This window comes from Pseudonocardia yuanmonensis, from assembly GCF_039542425.1.
In the GTDB taxonomy this organism is placed as follows: domain Bacteria; phylum Actinomycetota; class Actinomycetes; order Mycobacteriales; family Pseudonocardiaceae; genus Pseudonocardia; species Pseudonocardia yuanmonensis.
Genome location: NZ_BAABIC010000023.1, coordinates 82,451 through 100,409 on the forward strand (window position 1 = coordinate 82,451; position 17,959 = coordinate 100,409).

The 17,959-nt window shown below is 69.8% G+C and carries 17 protein-coding genes; 13 read left to right on the forward strand and 4 right to left on the reverse strand.

Features of this window, described 5'->3' with window-relative positions:
* Positions 1–5: 5 nt before the first annotated feature.
* A complete protein-coding gene (locus tag ABD990_RS27375; RefSeq protein ID WP_345383629.1) occupies positions 6–1,052 on the reverse strand; it encodes an LLM class flavin-dependent oxidoreductase in 1,047 nt (348 codons plus the stop codon).
* 240 nt (positions 1,053–1,292) lie between these two features.
* On the opposite strand from ABD990_RS27375, the gene ABD990_RS27380 reads away from it, so the two are divergent.
* From ABD990_RS27380 to ABD990_RS27390, 3 genes are all read left to right on the forward strand, one after another.
* Entirely contained in the window at positions 1,293–1,541 is a 249-nt protein-coding gene (locus ABD990_RS27380) for a hypothetical protein (protein WP_345383630.1), read from the forward strand.
* A complete protein-coding gene (locus ABD990_RS27385; RefSeq protein WP_345383631.1) occupies positions 1,538–2,971 on the forward strand; it encodes an amidase in 1,434 nt (477 codons plus the stop codon). The genes ABD990_RS27380 and ABD990_RS27385 overlap by 4 nt, the downstream gene beginning before the upstream one ends.
* 158 nt (positions 2,972–3,129) lie before the next feature.
* Positions 3,130–3,624: a flavin reductase family protein gene (locus ABD990_RS27390; RefSeq protein ID WP_345383632.1), complete on the forward strand. Its 495-nt coding sequence runs from the start codon at positions 3,130–3,132 to the stop codon at positions 3,622–3,624.
* A gap of 177 nt (positions 3,625–3,801) precedes the next feature.
* Here ABD990_RS27390 and ABD990_RS27395 read toward each other — a convergent pair whose 3' ends face one another.
* Both ABD990_RS27395 and ABD990_RS27400 read right to left on the reverse strand, forming a co-directional pair.
* On the reverse strand, positions 3,802–4,530 hold the full coding sequence (locus ABD990_RS27395; RefSeq protein WP_345383633.1) for an SDR family oxidoreductase: 729 nt from the start codon (positions 4,528–4,530) through the stop codon (positions 3,802–3,804).
* Positions 4,523–5,158 carry a TetR family transcriptional regulator gene (locus ABD990_RS27400; RefSeq protein ID WP_345383634.1) on the reverse strand — a complete coding sequence of 212 codons (636 nt, stop codon included), beginning with the start codon at positions 5,156–5,158 and terminating at the stop codon, positions 4,523–4,525. The genes ABD990_RS27395 and ABD990_RS27400 overlap by 8 nt, the downstream gene beginning before the upstream one ends.
* A gap of 300 nt (positions 5,159–5,458) precedes the next feature.
* On the opposite strand from ABD990_RS27400, the gene ABD990_RS27405 reads away from it, so the two are divergent.
* Genes ABD990_RS27405 through ABD990_RS27450 form a run of 10 tightly spaced genes read left to right on the forward strand, consistent with a single transcriptional unit; the run spans position 5,459 to position 16,780 of the window.
* A complete protein-coding gene (locus ABD990_RS27405; RefSeq protein ID WP_345383635.1) occupies positions 5,459–6,775 on the forward strand; it encodes an MFS transporter in 1,317 nt (438 codons plus the stop codon).
* A 37-nt stretch (positions 6,776–6,812) separates the two neighbouring features.
* Positions 6,813–7,748: a 3-carboxyethylcatechol 2,3-dioxygenase gene (locus ABD990_RS27410; protein ID WP_345383636.1), complete on the forward strand. Its 936-nt coding sequence runs from the start codon at positions 6,813–6,815 to the stop codon at positions 7,746–7,748.
* Positions 7,745–8,647, forward strand: coding sequence for an alpha/beta fold hydrolase (locus ABD990_RS27415; protein ID WP_345383637.1), 903 nt, complete (start codon positions 7,745–7,747; stop codon positions 8,645–8,647). The genes ABD990_RS27410 and ABD990_RS27415 overlap by 4 nt, the downstream gene beginning before the upstream one ends.
* Positions 8,644–9,438 carry a 2-keto-4-pentenoate hydratase gene (locus ABD990_RS27420; protein WP_345383638.1) on the forward strand — a complete coding sequence of 265 codons (795 nt, stop codon included), beginning with the start codon at positions 8,644–8,646 and terminating at the stop codon, positions 9,436–9,438. Before ABD990_RS27415 ends, ABD990_RS27420 begins: the two co-directional genes overlap by 4 nt.
* A gap of 2 nt (positions 9,439–9,440) precedes the next feature.
* Positions 9,441–9,905, forward strand: coding sequence for a nuclear transport factor 2 family protein (locus ABD990_RS27425; RefSeq protein WP_345383639.1), 465 nt, complete (start codon positions 9,441–9,443; stop codon positions 9,903–9,905).
* The gene (locus ABD990_RS27430; RefSeq protein ID WP_345383640.1) at positions 9,902–10,672 is read left to right on the forward strand and encodes an HpcH/HpaI aldolase family protein; all 771 of its coding nucleotides are present in this window, start codon (positions 9,902–9,904) and stop codon (positions 10,670–10,672) included. Before ABD990_RS27425 ends, ABD990_RS27430 begins: the two co-directional genes overlap by 4 nt.
* On the forward strand, positions 10,669–12,285 hold the full coding sequence (gene mhpA, locus ABD990_RS27435) for a bifunctional 3-(3-hydroxy-phenyl)propionate/3-hydroxycinnamic acid hydroxylase MhpA (RefSeq protein ID WP_345383641.1): 1,617 nt from the start codon (positions 10,669–10,671) through the stop codon (positions 12,283–12,285). Before ABD990_RS27430 ends, mhpA begins: the two co-directional genes overlap by 4 nt.
* A 42-nt stretch (positions 12,286–12,327) precedes the next feature.
* A complete protein-coding gene (locus ABD990_RS27440) occupies positions 12,328–14,316 on the forward strand; it encodes a flavin-containing monooxygenase (protein WP_345383642.1) in 1,989 nt (662 codons plus the stop codon).
* Positions 14,313–15,947: an FAD-dependent monooxygenase gene (locus tag ABD990_RS27445; protein WP_345383643.1), complete on the forward strand. Its 1,635-nt coding sequence runs from the start codon at positions 14,313–14,315 to the stop codon at positions 15,945–15,947. The genes ABD990_RS27440 and ABD990_RS27445 overlap by 4 nt, the downstream gene beginning before the upstream one ends.
* Positions 15,944–16,780: a fumarylacetoacetate hydrolase family protein gene (locus ABD990_RS27450; protein WP_345383644.1), complete on the forward strand. Its 837-nt coding sequence runs from the start codon at positions 15,944–15,946 to the stop codon at positions 16,778–16,780. Before ABD990_RS27445 ends, ABD990_RS27450 begins: the two co-directional genes overlap by 4 nt.
* Before the next feature lie 682 nt (positions 16,781–17,462).
* On the opposite strand, the gene ABD990_RS27455 is transcribed toward ABD990_RS27450, so the two are convergent.
* Positions 17,463–17,915, reverse strand: coding sequence for a universal stress protein (locus ABD990_RS27455; RefSeq protein WP_345383645.1), 453 nt, complete (start codon positions 17,913–17,915; stop codon positions 17,463–17,465).
* Between the last annotated feature and the right edge of the window lie 44 nt (positions 17,916–17,959).

A 17,959-nucleotide genomic window follows, 5' to 3' on the forward strand; every position in this document is an offset into this window, starting at 1 on the left:
ACGCGCTATTGCTTGAGCAGGGGGATGACCTCTTTGCCGAACCGGTCGAGGTCGGTCAGGTAGTCCTGGAAGGTCAGCATCATGCCCGAGACCCCGTTGACCTCGCTGAGCTCGCGGATCTTGTCGGCGACGGTCTTCGCGTCCCCGACGATCCGCCCGATGCTGAACATGAACGCGTCAGACCCCAGCATGATGTTCTTGGTCGAGGCCTCGTCGGTGGAGGTGTCCGTCGACGCGATGCCCATCATGTTGCCGACGGCCTCGAAGTCCTGGTGCTCGCGCCAACTCTCGACGGCCTCCTCCGCCTCGGCCACGGAGTCACGCAGCACGATCGTGTAGAGCGGGTACCCGCCGACCTCGCGGCCGCTCACCTTTGCCGCCTGCTGGAGCCGATCGGACTGTGCTCGCAGGTCCTCGACCTCGGGCTTACCCACGAGGAACTGGTAGTCGCCCAGCTCCGCGCAGAAGCGGATACCACGGTCGGAGCCCCCCGCACACACGAGGTCGATGGGATGCGTGGGCCTGGGGCCGAGCATGCAGTCGTCCATCTGGAAGAACTCGCCCTTGAAGTCGGAGCGCCCGGTCTCCCAGAGCTCCTTCATGACGGTGACGTACTCGGTGGCGTGGTCGTAGCGGTTCGCAAAGTGCTCGTCACCGGGCCAGATGCCCATCTGGGTGTACTCGGGCTTCTCCCAGCCCGTGACGATGTTGAGCCCGAACCGGCCCCCGGCCATGTCCTGGATGGTGGCCGCCTGCTTCGCGCACAGCGCCGGGGGAGTGGTCAGGGTGGCGACCGACGCGTAGAGCTTGACCCGGCTGGTCCGCACCGCGAGCCCGGCCATGACGGCGAAGGAGTCGAGGGTGTGGTTCCACGGCTCGGTCGGGCCGTCGAACCCGCGGAGCTTCACCGGAGCCAACAGGAAGTCGAAGCCGTAGTGCTCGGCCTTGGTCGCCGTCTGTTCCATCAGGAACCAGTCCGGGATGAACTGAGGTGAGTTGGTGGAGAAGACCCACCCGTTGTTCATCGTGGGCATGAAGATCCCCAGCTGCACTTGCGCCTCCCCAATGAGTGGTCGGAGTTCGTGTGGTGCGCGGCCCGTCTTGCGGGAGCCTGCGCACTGCATCTAAGCCCCTCCGCTGCCGTTGCAGTGGGGTCGGACTGTAAACATCTGATGTATTGACGTCAAGGGTGGGCAACGGTCAAGCTCCTTGGGCGGCCAGACGAGCTCGGCGCTCCACCCGGCACTGAAGCTCGTCGACCTCGACGCCGCGCGACGGAAAGGAATCCCTCGATGGATGAGGATCTGACGGCAGTGGTGCTGCGGGCACGCGCCAGTCGGCTCGGCCGCGACCTCGACGCTGGGCAGCTGCAGGACCTGCGGGACTCGATCGATGCCGTCGAGCCCGTCCTGGCCGCGGTCCGCGCCCAGCCGATACCGCTGCTGTCCGGACAGACCGACCACGTGTGGGGTGACGTCTGGCTGCGGCGACGTACCGAGCAGGCGAGCGCCCCACAGCGACAGGCCGGGGAACAGAGTTGAACGATCTTTGTGCCCTCGACGTCGGTGAGCTGCTCGAGGCCTACCGCACCGGCGCCATCTCCCCGACCGAGGTGCTCGCCTCCAGCCGTGCGCGGATCGCGCGCTACGACGAGCAGCTCAACGCAGTGGTCACGGTGATCGGTGAACGCGCGGACCGTGCAGCCGCCGCGTCGGCGCGGCGATGGGCGCAGGGGCGTCCGCGGCCGTTGGAGGGCGTCCCGTTCGGGATCAAGGACGTCATCGACGTGCACGGCGAGATCACCACGTCGGGATCGAAGATCCACGCCCGGCGTGTCGCCGAGCGGACAGCGACGGTCGTACGCCGGGCGGAGGCTGCGGGTGCCGTGCTGGTGGCGAAGGAGGGCACGACCGAGTTCGCGATCGGCGGCCCCCACAACCCTTTGAACGGCCCCGTGCGGAATCCGTGGGACGTGCGCCGGTGGAGCGGGGGCTCATCGTCCGGATCCGCGGCCGCGATCGCCGCGCGCTACTACCCGGTGTCCATCGGGTCCGACGCCGGCGGCTCCATCAGGGTGCCCTCGTCATGGTGCGGTCTGACCGGTCTCAAACCCACCTGCGGCGCCGTACCCCGGACCGGAGTCGTGCCGCTGTCCCCGACGACGGAGACCGTCGGACCACTGGCCCGCACTGCGGTCGACGCTGCCCGTCTGTTCGAGGTCATCCGAGGCTACGACGAGGAGGATCCGCGTTCGCAGGACTACCCCTCGGCCGTCGTCCCTGCGCTGGACCTGACCGGGTCCCCGGTGACGATCGGAGTCCCGGACTCCTACTTCTTCGACGTCTGCGACGACGCGGTCGGTTCGGCGTATGACCAGTTCCTCGACGTCCTGCGACGTGCGGGAGCTCGTACCCGTCCGGTATCCATCCCCTCAGCCCCCCTCGCCCAGGCCGTCGGCTACCAGGTCCTCTTCACCGAGGCAGCCGTCTCCCACGCGGAGTTCGGCGACCGCCTCCACGACTACGACCCGGTCTTCATCAGACGTATGAGCCAAGGACTGCTCACCTCCGCAGCCGACTACCTGCGCGCGCTGCAGTTCCGCCACCAGCTCCAGACCGAGCTGGGCCGAGCCTTCGCCGACGTGGACATGATCGCGATGCCGTCAACCCCGTCGACGGCCCCCGACCTGGACGAACTCACCGTCAGCGTCAACGGGCAGCGCCTCCCGCTCTACGAGGCCCAGTCGAGGTCGACGATGCTGGGCAATCTGACCGGGGTGCCCGGTCTCGTACTCCCCACAGGGTGGGACCCGGCCGGCTGCCCGACGTCTGTCCAGCTGGTCGGTCCTCCCTTCCGTGAGGGCGTCCTCCTGGGTATGGCCAGGGCTTTCCAGGAACTGACCGACTTCCACAACACGACCCCACCCCTCGTCGCATCGCCGAAGACGGCGCAGGAACCGGGAGCGAAGTGATGACGTGGTCGACGTCGGTGACAGCGACGGGTGGCTCGGGTTGATCGCACCGCGAACCCGCGAACCGTGTCGCGCGCGCCTGCTCGGCCTGGATGCGGTGCTCCGATGCTCGCGGAGAGCCGACCGCTCAGCGCCGAAAGCGGACAAAGGAGCAGGACATGACAGGATTGGTGTCGGTCACGGCAGCCGATCAGCTGAGACAGGCGTTCGGGTGCTTCCCCTCGGGCGTCACCGCAGTGTGTGCTGTGATCGGGAGTGAGCCGGTCGGGCTTGCCGCAAGTTCGTTCACCTCGGTCTCGATCGAACCGCCGCTGGTGTCCGTGTGCATGCAGCACAGCTCGACGACCTGGCCCCGGCTGCGGGAGCGTCCGCGCCTCGGCCTGAGCGTGTTGGCCGAAGGCCAGGACGAGATCTGTGCCCGACTTGCCGGCAAGACGGGCGATCGCTTCGCCGGCACCCGCTGGTACACCGCGGACGACGGCAGCGTGTTCCTGCACGGGGCGACGTTGTGGGTCGACTGCACCATCCACGCCGAGGTGCCCGCGGGTGACCACGACATCGTGCTGCTCCACGTTCACGGTCTGCGCACCGACACCGCCGCGGCGCCCCTGGTCTTCCACGGCAGCCGCTTCCGCCGGCTGGCCGACGTCTGACCGCAAACCTGTCGTCCGGTCTCGGATCCGAACGCGAAGGAGATCGTGGCAAATCTCTTCCGCCCTCGCCGTCGGGGAGCCGGTGGTCGTCGTGGACGAGTGCTGGCCGAGCACAGGCTGCGGTCGAGCAGGCCACGGCGCAGATGTGCAACGCGATCTGTTTTCACCAGCAGGCTCTCAGACCGACTTCGTCTCTCCGCCGTCGACGCGGAGGTTCTGTCCGGTCATATAGGCAGACTCCTCACCTGCCAGGAAACGGACGACCCGGGCAGCCTCTGCGGTGCTCTGGGCGCGGCGCAGAGGGATGGCGCTCGTCCATTCGGCCGGGAGCGTGCCGGGGTCGTCCTTCGTCAGCCCGGTGAGCAGGTTGTTCATCCGGACGCCCTGCGGGCCGTATTCGTTGGCGTACAGCTTGGTGAAAGAGGCCAGCGCCGCTCGCATCGTCACCGACACGGGGAACATCGGGCTCGGCTCGAAGACGCCGGCGGTGGAGATGTTCACAATCGCGCCGCCGCCGGAGGTGATCAGGTGGGGCGTCACCAGGCGGGCCATGCGCACGACGTTGAGCAGGTAGAGGTCCATGCCCTCGGACCACTGCTCGTCGGTGATCTCCAACACCGGGCCCCGTGCCGCGTGGCCGCCGCTGTTGACGACCGCATCGAGCCGTCCGTACCGCGACACGGCGAGGTCGACGCAGGCGCGGAGGTCCTCGGTGCGGGTGTTCGAGCCGTCCAGGCCGGCACCGCCGAGCGACTCGGCGAGGGCCCGGGCCCTACCCGACGGCGACATCGCGACCACCTGATAGCCGTTCGCGGCGAACTCCCGCACACATGCGGCGCCGATCCCGGCCCCGCCGCCGACGACGATCGCGATCTTCCCGGTCGTGGACGGGGGGGTCTCAGTCATGCGCGAACTCCTTCAGGCGGGTGGCGACGAGGGACTCGAGCGCGTCGGCGGCCAGCTCCGCGTAGCGGACGAAGTCGATGTCGTCGCCTGCGGCGGCGGCCACCCGGAAGCCGTCGGTGAGCGCCCGGCCCATGACGGCCATGTCGACCGCAAGCTCCGCCACGACGTCCTCCGGTGCGCCCGGGTACGACGCCCGCGCTCGGGCGACGGCAACCTCGAACATCTCCTTGCGGATGGCCAGGTACCGTTGTCGTGCGAGGTTGTCCTGCAGCCGTTGCTCGAGCGCGAAGACGAGCCCGATGCTCCAGAACGCTGCGGCCGGTTCGGCCAGCAGTGCGGACGCGGCCGCCGACTCGCTGATGCTGTGGCGTAGCCGCTCGCGCATGCTGCCGAACGACGCGTTGGTCTGCTTCCACACCTCGAAGCAGTAGTCGAGCAGCTCGACGAACAGCTGCTCCTTGTTCTGGAAGTGCCAGTACACCGAGCCGATCGGCAGCCCGGCCGCCCGGGCGACGTCGGCCATGGTGGTGCCCTCGTACCCGGCTTCGACCGCCTGGGCGAGCACGGCCTCGAGGATCGCCCGTTTCGACGTCTCGGACGCCCGGTGGGTCCTTCGCCTCGTGGCCATCGATCCCCTCGCTGCTCTTCGAACGGCACTTCTACCAAACCGATCCCGGCCGCTTGACGCCTGCGGTGGGCCCCGGTTAGCGTACCGCACGTTCTAGAACGCAGATTCTAGAGAAATCCTCGGATCGCGACCTGGTGTGCGGTCCACCTTGCCCTCGGCGGGCCCACGGCTCCGGCACCGGCCCACCAGACCCGAGACAGAGAGGTCTCCATGAGGATGCAGTCGGACGACGACGGCGGGTCGCCGCCCGCCGTCGCCCCCCCGTCCCCTCCCGTTACCGACCACATCGCTCGAGAGAAGATGAGCGGCCTGCAGATCCGCGCCGTCGTTGTGGCGATCGGCCTGGTGGTGCTCGACGGCTACGACGTCTCGCTCACGTCGTTCTCCGCTCCGTACATCGAGAAGGGCTTCGGGGTCTCGAAGGCCGAGCTCGGACTCGTGATGTCCGGCGCCCTGATCGGCATGCTCGTGGGGTCGATCATCGTCGCGCCGCTCGCGGACCGTATCGGCCGACGCAGGATGGGCGTCATCTCAGCCGTGACGATCGCGGTGGGCATGTTCATCGGCCCGTTCGCGACGCCGGACACTGGGACCTGGCCCCTCGTCGTGAGCCGCATCGTCACCGGCGTCGGCGTCGGCTCCCTGGTGGCCGTGGTCGGGGTCATCCTCGCCGAGTACACAGGCAAGCGCATCTACGCACTCGTGATGGCCGTCTTCGCCGCCGCGATCAACATCGGCGGGCTGCTCGGCGCGATGATCGTGGGTCCGATGCTCGGCGCGTATGGCTGGCAGTTCGGCTGGTGGGTCGGGTTCGTCCTGAGCGCGATCGCGGCGGTCGCCACGTTCGCCTTCCTCCCCGAATCGCTCGCCTGGCTCGCCGAGGGACGCCGCCCGGACTCCCTGCAGCGGCTCAACGCGCTCCTGGCGAAGATGCACCGCCCCGCTCTCGAGGCGCTCCCGGAGTCCGACTCGAAGGGCGTCAGGGCGAAGGGCTCGCTGCGCACCGTGTTCACCGGCCGGACCGGCTTCTACACGCTGCTGATGGTCGTCGGGTACTTCGCGTACATGCTCAGCTTCTACTTCATGACGAACTGGGCACCGAGTGCGGTCGCCTCCGCCAACCAGAACCCTGCGCTCGCCCCGCAGCTCGTGATCGCCTTCAGCATCGGCGGCATCCTCGGCAACGTGGTCTTCGGCTACCTCGGTGGCAAGCTCAGCATCCGCGTCCTCGCCCCGGTCTTCCTGGTCCTGGCCACCGCCACCCTGTCGCTGTTCGGCATCGCGGGCCCGGATATGCCGACCGCCTGGTGGACGCTGTTCCAGGCCTCGTTCTTCGTCTGCGCGGGCACCGCGGCCTTCTACGCGATCGTCCCCACCTTGTATCCGACGCTGGCCCGCTCGACCGGTTTCGGTGTCGTCATCGGCCTCGGCCGGTTCGGCGGCATCGCGGCGCCGATCGTCGGCGGAGCGGCCTTCGACGCGGGGTTGGGGATGGGGGAGGCCTTCACGATCTTCGCTCTGCCCATGCTCGTCGCCGGCCTCTCCATCGTGGCCCTGCACCTGGGCCTGCGCCGCTCCGCCGGACGGGCTCCCGAGCTCGCCGGCACGTCCGCGTAGCAGCCGTCCACCATCTTCGAGAAAGGCAGACCACGCCATGCCGCTGGCCGTCGCAGCGCTCTCCCACGCGCCGTCCTACGGCAATGTCGACCCGGGCGGGGAGACGTTCGCCGAGATCAACGCCGCCATCGAGGAGGTCAGGGGGTTCGTCACCGAGTACGACCCCGACCTGGTCGTGGTGTTCGGGCCCGATCACTTCAACGGCCAGCTCTACTCACTGATCACGCCGTGGGTGATCGGCGCGGTCGCCGAGGGCATCGGTGACTACGGCACCACCGCCGGGCCACTGCCTGTCGACGGCGCCGCAGCCCGGACCTTCCACGCTGCGGTCCTGGGCGAGGGCATCGACATCGGCCGCAGCGAGCGGATGAAGGTCGATCACGGCGTGGTGCAGCCGCTCGACTTCGTGTTCGGCAAGGGTTTCACCCAGCCGATCGTGCCGGTGTTCGTCAACGCGATCGGTCTCCCGCTCTCCCCCCTGCAGCGGGTGCGACTGCTGGGGGAGGCGTTCGGCAGGGCGGCCCAGGCGATGGAGCGGAAGGTCCTGTTCGTCGCCTCGGGCGGCATCTCCCACAGCCCACCGATCCCGCGCTGGGACGGTGCCCCCGACACCGTGCACGAGCGCCTGGTCTCCTACTCGCCCTCGCCCGAGGAGCGGCACGCGCGCGAGCAGAGGATCGTCGAGGGCATCCAGGCGATCGCCGACGGCAAGGCCCCGAGCGACCCGTTGAACGAGGAATGGGACACACTCGTCCTCGACGTTTTGCGCTCCGGGGACCTCGACCAGGTCGACGCGTGGGAGAACGGCTGGTTCCTGGCGGAGGGCGGGTCGGCCGCACACGAGATGCGCAGCTGGATCGCCGCCTACGCGGCCCTGTCCACGGCCGGCCCGTACCGCCTGACCGTCGATCACTACTGGGCGGTCGAGAAGTGGGGCGCCGGCTTCGCGATCCAGGCGGCGATGACCGCATGAACCGCAGCGCGGACCGGCATCTCGCGACCTTCTGGGAGGAGCTCGCCGACCTCGAGCACACCCTGCGCTACGTGGACGCGGGCGGTTACCGCACCCGGGTCCTCGACGTCGCCGGGGCGGGCCCCGGGGCGCAGACGATCGTGCTCACCAACGGCACCAGCGGCCACATCGAGGCGTGGACGCAGAACGTCCGGGCCTTCGTCGAGGCGGGCTTCCGGGTGGTGGGCTACGACTACCCCGGACACGGGTACACCACCCTGGCGGATCACCCGCTGGAGATCCGCGACTACGAGGAGCACCTGCTCGGGCTGCTCGACGCGCTGGAGCTGGAGCGGGTGCACCTGGCCGGCGAGTCGCTGGGCGGGTGGCTCGCCCTGAAGTTCGCCCCGAAGCACCCCGAGCGGCTGCACACGGTGATCCTCTCCGCGCCTGGCGGGCGGATGATCGACGAACCGCGGCTGGACGGAACGCAGTCGGTGAGTACCCGGGCGGTGAGCGAGCCGACCTTCGACAACGTGAAGAAGCGTCTGCAGGTCGTCATCCACGACCCGGAGAACATCACCGACGAGTTGGTCCGCGTCCGCCAGGCGATCTACGCCCGGGAAGGGTTCAGCATGGCGAACGTGTCCGCGCTGCGGGAGCCGGAACGGCGGTGGCGCAACCGGGTCACCGACGAGGACTTCGCCGCGGTGCCGGTCCCGACCCTGATGGTGTGGAGCGACCACGAACCGACCGGCGACGCTGCCGAGGGCCTGCGGCTGTGCGAGCTGGTGCCCGACGGTCGGTACCTGCTGATCCGCGGGGCGGCCCACTGGCCGCAGTGGGAGGGCGCGGCGGAGTTCAACGCGGCGGCGGTCGCCTTCCTGACCGAGCACGCGGGCGAGGAGGGCCGGCGGTGAGCGTCAGCCAGGAGTCCATGCAGCGGATCGCGCGCGAGCTGTTCGAGGCGAAACGCGACGTCCGCACCGTCCCGTACGTGAGCCCCCGGCTCCCCGAACGTGACCTCGACGCGGCGTACGCGATCTCCGCCGAGTTCGCCGCCCTGCGCGAGCGCGAACTGGGGGTGAGGCGGGTCGGCCGCAAGGTCGGCCTGACCAATCCCCTCGTGCAGCAGCGCGTGGGCATCGACGAGCCCGACTACGGGATCATCCACGACGACATGGTGCATCCCTCCGGGTCGCACCTGCCGCTGTCGCGGTACAACCGGCTGCTGATCGAGGCCGAGGTCGCCTTCGTGCTCCACAGCGACATCCTCGAGGCCTCCCGCGAGCACGTCGAGGCCGCGATCGACCACGTGACGCCTGCGTTCGAGATCGTCGACTTCCGCTACGACGGCCCGGTCGGCCAGATCGTGGACACCATCGCGGACAACGCGGGTTGCAGCGGCGTCGTGCTCGGCGAGGAGCGGCACCCGTACGGGAAGGTCGACCTCACCGCCGTCGAGATGGTGATCACCGGCGGCAGCACGGAGATCACCCGTGGGGTCGGCAGCAATGTGCTGGGGGACCCGGTCAACGCGGTGATCTGGCTGGCCGAGACGGCGATCCGCACCGGCGAACCGCTGCGGGCGGGCGAGGTGCTGCTGTCCGGGTCCATCGGCTACATCGAGCCGTGGCCCGCCGACGTCGAGTGCGTCGCCACCATCACCGGACTCGGTCGCGTCGTCGCCACCGCGGATTCGAAAGGCTGAACATGAGTGAGTACCGCCCCGTCGACGCGACGACCCGCGTCGAGATCGAGCAGCTGATCGCGGAGATGCTGTACCGCCTCGACCACAACGGGGCGGACACCACGTGGGAGCTGTACACCGACGACGGCGTCTCGGTGGGCCCGCTGGGGGAGATGGACCGCGACGCCATGAAGGCCTGGGGCGCCGAGCGCGCCAAGCAGACCGACGTCGTCGGCAGGCACTTCATCGGCGGTGTCCGGCTCGTCTGGGACGGCGACGAGGTCGACGGCACGGTGCAGTACCTGACCTTCCGCGACACCAGCGAGCCGCAGACGCAACCGGCCTCGGTCGGTGAGTTCCGTGAGCGGTACCGCAGGGTCGACGGGCAATGGCGGTTCGTCCGCCGCCGGATCGTGCCGATCTTCGGCGGCAAGGCGGCCGCCGCGCACGCCGCGCGGCTGGCCGGGCGAGGGAGCACGGTCCAGTGAAGCGAGCAGACCTCGGTGAGGCCAACCCCGTCCTCTACCACCAGTCGGTGCCCTCGTTCTCCATGCCGGAGTGGGCAACGGCAGCCGGTTACGACGGGGTGGTCCTCGACCTTCAGCACGGCGAGCTGGGGCTGGAGGCGGCGTGCGGGATCCTGCGCTCGTCGCCCCGGCGGAGCGCCTACACGTATGCGCGGGTGGGCTCGCTGGATCCCGCGCCGGTCCTTCGGTTGCTCGACAGCGGGGCCCGCGGTGTCATCGCGCCCACGATCGAGTCCCGGGCCGAGGCGGTGGCGCTGGTCAACGCCGTCAAGTACCCACCGCTCGGCGGTCGCAGCCTGGGCCCCTCCAGGCCCGCGCTGTACGAGGGCACCTCCTACACCGAGGCGGGCAACCGAGCCGTGTCCGCCATCGCCCAGATCGAGACCAGGACCGGCGTGGACCGCGCCGAGGAGATCATCTCGACCCCGGGCCTGGATTCCATCTACCTCGGCCCGGCCGACCTGGCCGTCTCCTACGGCCTGCCCGGGCGGGGTGACTGGGCGGAGGGGCCCGTGCGGGAGGCCGTCGCGCACCTGCGCGAGGTCACGTCCGCCCACGGGGTCACCCTCGGCATCTACTCGGGGCAGCCTGCGTACGCCGCAGGCCTGCTGGCCGCGGGCCTGGTCGACTACGTCGCCCTCGGCATCGACCTGGTCCTGTTGAACCGTGCCTTCGTCGACACCATCGCCGCGCTGGACTCGGCGCGATCTCCCGGGAGCGCCGCATGAGCACGACCGTCATCGATGCCCTCGTCGTCGGGGCGGGGCCCGTCGGCCTCACCCTGGCCAACCTGCTCGGACAGCAGGGCGTCGACGTCCTCCTCGTCGAGAAGGAGGAGGGGCTGATCGACTACCCGCGGGCAGTCGGCATCGACGACGAGGCGCTGCGGGCGATGCAGACCGCAGGGCTCGTCGACGAGGTGCTCCCGCACACCATCCCCGACCAGAAGATCTACATGATCAACGGGGGCCGGATGATCCTCTCCGAGGTGAACCCGACCACGCGGGAGTTCGGCTGGCCCCGCCGCAACGGCTTCGTGCAGCCGCTGGTCGACCAGGCGCTGCTCGCCGGGCTGGACCGCTTCCCGAACGTCGCGGTCCGGTTCGGCTCCGAGGTCACCGATCTCGTCGAGGACATGGACGGCGTGGTGGCCACCTTCGCGGCGGGCGGGACGGTCCGCGCGCGGTACGTGGTCGCCGCCGAGGGCGGGGCGTCACCCACCCGCAAACGCCTGGGCATCTCCTTCGACGGTGAGACACGACCCACCGACGGCATCGTGATCGACGTCGCCAACGACCCGATCGGCACGCCGCACGCCGTCTTCGGCGGGGACCCGGCACGCAGCTACGCCTCCATCGCGTTGCCGCACGGCATCCGACGCTGGGAGTTCACCCTCTTCGAGGACGAGGCCGCGGACGTGGTCGAGGACGACGCCTACATCGCCGCGCTGCTGGCTCCGCACGTACCGGACCCGTCCAGGCTCGACATCATCCGCCGCCGCGTCTACCGCCACCACGCCCGCATCGCCGGGCGGTTCCGCAGCGGGCGGATCTTCCTCGCCGGCGACGCCGCCCACGTCATGCCGGTCGTCGGTGGCCAGGGTTGGAACTCGGGGATCCGTGACGCCTTCAACCTGGGCTGGAAGCTGGCGGCCGTCCTCAAGGGGCTGTCGACCGATGCCCTCCTCGACACGTACGAGACCGAACGGCGAGGCCACGTCACGCAAATGATGGCCGTCTCCCTCGAGATGGCGAAGGAGATGACCGACCACGACCCCGAGAAGGCCGCCGAGCGCGACCGGATCGCCGCCAACCGCACCCCCGAAGAGCGGGATGCGCAGAAACGACAGGCCTTCAAGCCCCAGCCGAAGTTCGACGAGGGCGTCGTGGTGCACACCCCGCTGCCGACGTCGAAGTCGCTGCCCGCTCGTGACGTGCCGCGTCTGGCGGGCTCGCTCTTCCCGCAGCCGCAGGCCACGGACGCGGACGGCGTGGAGATGCTGCTCGACGAAGCGACCGGGCAGGGCTGGCGGGTGATCACCTGGAACAACGACCCGGCGGTCTTCCTGTCGGCACAGCGGCTCGCCGTGCTCGACCGCGTCGGCGCCCGCCTCGTCCAGGTGGTGCCGAAGGCGCAGCTGCCGTGGGCGCGCAAGCACGCCACGAGCGGCGTCACGGTCGTCGGCGACCTCGGGGGCGAGTCGAGCCTGCAGGCGTGGTTCGACGCCCGCCCGGTCGGCGCGGTCGTCGTGCGCCCGGACCACGTGATCGCCGCCGAGTGCCTCGCCCAGGAGCTCGACGACGTGCTCTTCGCGGTCCTCGAGGTCGCCAGCATCGTGTGACCCCGGCACATCCCGAGCGAACCCGACCACGATGGAGTGCTCATGTCCGAAACGAGCGAGGTCGCCCAGGTCGACGACGTGTACTGGCGCGACGAGTACACGCCGATCACGGAGGACGACGCCTTCCTCGAACGCATCGTCGAGGAGGCAGACCTGCCGTCGCTGCTCACGGCGCTGGCCGCCCTGACCGGGGACCACACGCTGATCCCGGCGGAGCTGCGTCCGCCGCTCCCGCCCGTCGACACGACACCGCCCGCAAACGGCGGTATGAGCGAGGTCGCGCAGGCGCGGGCGCGCGAGCTCGCGCTGCCCGCGCTCAAGCGCGTCCGGGACGAGGGGCTCACCCGGCCGCGCCTGCTGGAGCCCGAGGAAGCGCGCGCGATCGTCGACTTCATCACGGGCGGGGCGAGTGCCGAGGACGCGGCGCTGATGATGCACGAGCTCGACCTGGTCGCCGAGCGCCCGGGAACGCCGACCTGGCACATCGACGAGGTCGCGCCCGACCGCGACTTCGACGTCGCGGTCATCGGCACCGGGATGAGCGGCATCGCGGCCATGTACCGGCTCAAGCAGGCGGGCGTCCGGTTCGTCGCGTTCGAGAAGCATCCCGAGGTCGGCGGCACGTGGTGGGCCAACACCTATCCCGGTGTCCGCCTCGACACCCCGACCTTCGGGTACAGCTTCTCGTTCGCCCAGCGGGCCGACTGGCCGCACGCGTACGCCGAGGGTGCGGAGATCGAGGCGTACGCCCTCGAGATCGTCGATCGCGCCGAGCTGCGCGAGCACATCGAGCTGAACACCGAGGTCGTCTCGATGACGTGGGACGAGGCGACCGCCACCTGGGGGCTCGTCGTCCGGCGCGACGGTGTCGAGCGACGACGGCGGTTCCACGCCGTCATCGCCGCGACCGGGCAGCTGGAGAAGCCGAACGTCCCGGAGATCCCCGGACAGGAGGACTTCCGCGGCGTCCGGATGCACTCCGCGCGGTGGGACCACGACGTGGACCTGACCGGTAAGCGGGTCGCGGTGGTCGGCACCGGGGCCAGCGCGTACCAGATCGTCCCGAGCATCATCGACCGCGTCGCCCATCTCGACGTCTTCCAGCGGTCGGGGCCCTGGACGGTCCCCGCCCCGAACTACCACGACCGGACACCGCGGGCCCTGGCCTGGCTCAGCGACCACGTCCCGCACTACGGGCAGTGGTTCCGGTTTCAGATGTTCTGGAGCGCGCGGACGGGGCGGTTGCACACCGTCGTGGTCGACCCGGAATGGGACCGCACCGACTCGGTCTCGGCCACCAACCTGCGGGTGCGTGAGGCACTCACCGCCCTCATGCGCGAGCAGTGGGCCGACCGTCCCGACATGCTCGACGTCGTCGTCCCCGCGTACCCGCCCGGCGGCAAGCGCATGCTCCGCGACAACGGCGTCTGGGCGGACGCGCTGCACCGGGAGCACGCCGAGCTCGTCACGTCCCCGATCAGGATGTTCACCCCCGAGGGCATCGTCACCGCCGACGGTGAACAGCACCCGGTCGACATCGTGATCTACGCGACCGGGTTCAAGGCGTCCGACTACCTCGACCCGATCGTGGTGACCGGGTCGAGGGGGCGGACGCTCGAGCAACACTGGAACGGCGATGCGACGGCTTGGGCCGGCGTCGCCGTGCCCGGCTTCCCGAACCTCTTCCTCATCCAGGGGCCGAACACGAACTACGTCGTGCACGGCCAGTTCCACTTCATGATCGAGTGCGGCGTAGGGTTCACCGTCGAGGCGATCCACCAGCTGCTGCGCCGCGGTGCCGGTTCGCTCGAGGTGGAGCAGGAGGCCCTGGACCGCTTGGTCGCCTGGATCGACCGGGGCAACGCCGAGCGTGCCTGGGGGCAGCCGCAGGTGCGGACCTGGTACAAGAACTCGCGCGGTCGCGTCTCGCAGGTGTGGCCCTACAGTCATCTTGAGTACTGGACGCTGACCCGAGGCGCCGACTTCGACACCGACTTCCTGCTCCGCCCGCGGCCGGAGGCGAGGCGGTGACCGCGCGGCGCGACGTGCTCGTGGTGGGCGCCGGCCCGATCGGTCTCGTCGCCGCCCTCCTGCTCGCCGACGCAGGCGTGCCCACGACGTTGGTCGAGAAGGAGACCGAACCGGGCGACCTGCCCCGCGCGATCAGCCTCCAGGACGAGTCATTGCGCACCCTCGACCAGCTCGGGGTGGCCGACGCGCTCAAGGCGGAGTCCCTGCTCGACACCGGCAGCCGCTACTTCGGGCTGGGGGATCGCCTGCTGCTCGAGGCGAGGCCGGTCGCGTCCAGGCTGGGACATCCCGCCAAGACCCAGTTCGACCAGCCGGTGCTGGAGCGGTTGCTGTGGGACCGGGCGGTCGCTCACGACGGGCTCGAGTTCCTGCGCGGCGCGGAGGCGACGGCGATCACGCAGGACGACGCCGGAGTGAACGTGACCAAGGCCGTCGCGGGGGAGACGCGGACGCTGACCGCCGACTGGCTGATCGGCGCCGACGGCGGACGCAGCCTCACCCGGCGGGCGGTCGGGATCGACCTGGTCGGGACCACCCAACCGCAGCGGTGGATCGTGGTCGATCTGCTCAACGAGCCCCGCGCCCGGGACCCGTTCGCCGAGTTCCATGGTGACGGGGAGCGACCGTACGTCCTCGTGCCCGGCATCAAGGGGCGCCTGCGGATCGAGTTCATGCTCTTCGACGACGAGGACCCCGACGCGATGACAGCGTCGGAGCGGATCCGGGAACTGGTCGTCCCGCGCTTCCGGGCCGAGCTCGCGCCGGGTGACGTACGCCGCGCGGTCGTGTACGTCGCGCACCAACGGGTGGCGCGGAGTTACCGTGCCGGGCGCGCGTTCCTCGTGGGGGACGCCGCGCATCTGATGCCGCCGTTCGCGGGCCAGGGCCTCAACGCCGGGATCCGCGACGCCACCAACCTCACCTGGAAGCTGATCGAGGCGATCGCCGGCGGGGCGACCGAGCGGTTGCTCGAGTCGTACGAGGTCGAGCGCCGCACCCACGGGGCTGCGATGGTCAGGGTCTCGCGACGCATCGGCGCGGTCGTCATGGCGACCCACCCGATCCTCACGCGCCTGCGCGACACCGTCGTCCGCACGGTCAGCCTGGTCCCCCGCGTCCGCGAGCTCCTCGCCAACATGCGCTTCATCGCCCCACCCGACTACACCGCCGGAGTCGCGGTCGAGTGTCCGGACGTCACGCTCGACGGTGTGACGGTCGGCCGCGCCCTGAGCCAACCGGTCGTCCGCGACACCACCGGTGCCGAACGCGGGCTCGACGCCCACCTCGGGCGCGGTTGGGCGCTGCTGCAGATCGGCGGCCCGCCCGAAGCGGCGGTCGACGCGTACTGGGACGCGATCGCGGCCAAGCGGCTGTGTGTCCGCGCACCGGGCGACGAGCCGGCCGACGGCATGGTCGCCGAGACCACCGCGGTGCTCACCTGCGGCGCGGGCTCCCGCCCGGTCTTCGTCGCGGTCCGTCCCGACCGCTACGTCGCGGCGGTGTTCGACCCCGCCCACGAGCACCGCGTCGTCGAGCGCCTCCGCGGCTTCGTCGACGACCGCCGCCGACAGACCGATCCCTCGTCCGAGATCACGTACGCCCGCCCATCACTGGACAGGAACACCCGATGACCAAGTTCGTCAGCTACTACCGTGCCGACCGCAGCATCGCCTGGGGGCGCCTCGACGTCGAGACCGTCTACGACGCGACCCCGATCGTGCCCTCGCTCGCCGAGGCCATCGCCGCGGGCGCCCTCGACTCCTTGACGCACTACACCGAGCACCCGGTGGCGCTCGACGACGTACGGCTCGCTCCGGTCATCCCACGCCCCGGCAAGATCATCTGCATCGGGGTCAACTACCGCACTCACCTGGACGAGATCGGCAAGGCGGCCCCTCAGGCCCCGATCGTCTTCGCCCGCTACGCCGACAGCCAGATGGGCCACGGCGAGGACGCCCTCAAGCCCGCGGACTCCGCACAGTTCGATTACGAGGGCGAGGTGGCGCTGGTCATCTCCAAGCCCGCGCACCGGGTCTCCAAGGCCGAGGCATACGACCGCGTCGCCGGGTACGCCGCGTACAACGACTTCTCGGTGCGCGACTGGCAGCGGGCCGCCAGCCAGTGGCTGCCCGGCAAGACCTGGCCGGGGACCGGCGGCTTCGGTCCGTGCCTGGTGACAGCCGACGAGGTCGGCGACGTCACCGAGCTCGAGCTCATGACCCGGGTCAACGGCGAGGTGCGCCAGCGCGGCAAGCTCGCCGACCTGATCAACGACATCCCCTCGATAATCGAATACGTCACCGCGTTCACGCCGCTCGCACCGGGAGATGTCATCGTCACGGGGACGCCGGGCGGTGTCGGGCTCTTCATGGAGCCGCCGGGATTCATCGTCGACGGTGACGTCGTCGAAGTCGAGGTCAGCAAACTCGGGACGCTTCGCAACACCGTCCGCGACGTCTCCTGACCGACGGAGGTGCAATGTTCGTCGTGCACCACAGCGACTCCAGCGAGCGGGTCGGCGGATACCGCTTCCTTCTCCCTGTGAAGGAGGCTCCCCCTGCCCGCCTCGGTAAGTCCGGGCGCCGAGCATTCCACCGCACCAGAGATTCGCGACGTAGCAACGGCTGATCACGGGTCTTCGCGTCCTACCCTCGATCGTGGCATCCGCCCAGATCAAGAGCTGGGACGGCCGGCCGCTGATTCACCTGGACCGAGACCGTCGACGAGATCCTCGAACGATCTCGTGTCGGCGTTGTCGCTGGCAGGAGGCCTGAGAGGGCAGTGGCGCGCTGTACACCCGATAGGTCGCAGGTTCAATCCCTGCCGCGCCCACCCAGTTCAGCACGGCAGAGCTGTTCAGTCCTGTCACGACACACCGGTGTCATGACACCAGTTGTGACACCACCTCCTTCCGAAGCGCTCAAGGCTGGAGCCTTGGCGAGGTGAAGCTGTGCCACGACACGCCATCGAACGCGGCGCGTCGGCTCGCAGGGCGCGGGGCCTCGGGGGCGCGAGAAGCCGGGGTTACGGGGGCAAGCCGCGATACGGCGGTCTGCTTCGCCATCCGGTTGATCGGCTCCGGTTCCGGCTCGTCGCGCCGGGCCCGGCCGGCGACGGCGCCCACAAACAGGTGAGTTAGAGAGCTCCTAGGGGACTACGGTGACCGGCCAACGCGTCGACCGGACCAGGCGAGTGCCTAGCGAACCGATCAAGCGGTGCCCGGCTTTCGTGGAGGCACCGATAACGATCGCGTCAACCCTGAGTTCGGCCGCTGCTCCGGTCAGCTTGCGGAACGGGTCGCCTCGGAGTACGTACACGTTCGCGTGGACCGAGAAGTGGGCGAGCCCGGCCTCGATCTTCGCACGCGCAGCCTGGGAGGCGTCTCGTTCAGCCTGGTCGATCGCGTTGAAGGCCTCTGGGGTGGTGGCCAGGGCGGCCATGGCCCCTTGGGCCTCGATGACGCACACCACGACTAGGGCGGCGTGCTGGCGTCGAGCCAGACCTGCCGCGTAGGCCGCAGCGCGCAGGGAGGTGGGTGATCCGTCAACTCCCACCAGGATCGCGTCTGGCCCGTCGCCGCCGAGTTCCGTGCCCCTCATCTGCTACCTCGTTTCCGGTGATTTCCGACCGCCGCGGCGCGGCC